The organism is Thalassospira sp. MCCC 1A01428, assembly GCF_002115825.1.
Taxonomy (GTDB): domain Bacteria; phylum Pseudomonadota; class Alphaproteobacteria; order Rhodospirillales; family Thalassospiraceae; genus Thalassospira.
Genome location: NZ_JFJZ01000178.1, coordinates 1 through 393 on the forward strand (window position 1 = coordinate 1; position 393 = coordinate 393).

Below are 393 nucleotides of genomic sequence, written 5' to 3' on the forward strand. Positions count from 1 at the left end.
GTCATTCTTTTCCACAACCGTGATCTTCGAAATCAGCGTCTGGCTTAACGGATTGGGGCCACCCGCATCCACCGTGCCACTGCCACCACCCGGCTGCACATTGTTCCCGTCGCTCAGCGTCGTCGTGATGGTCCGTTCGCCACCAGTGAAGGTATCCGAAGTCGTGCTGTAACGAATGGCATCAAGGATCGCATTGACCTGGGCTATCGTTGTGTCGTTATCAAGCGTGATGACAAGGTTGGTGCCATTGGCACCCCCGGTTGCCGTCACACCGGTGGGCAGCGCACTGCTGTCAATCGTCAGCTGTTCGCTGGCATCCGCACTGCCAATCGACACCGTGATCTTCCCGCCACCAAACGTATCGCTATCAAGCGCGCCTGTCGTCGAAAGGTC

The 393-nt window shown here is 57.8% G+C and carries 1 protein-coding gene; it reads right to left on the reverse strand.

What is annotated here, in order from left to right; translation table 11 throughout:
• Window positions 1-393: hypothetical protein (locus THS27_RS27125; protein ID WP_210403045.1), on the reverse strand; the 393-nt coding region annotated here is incomplete at both ends.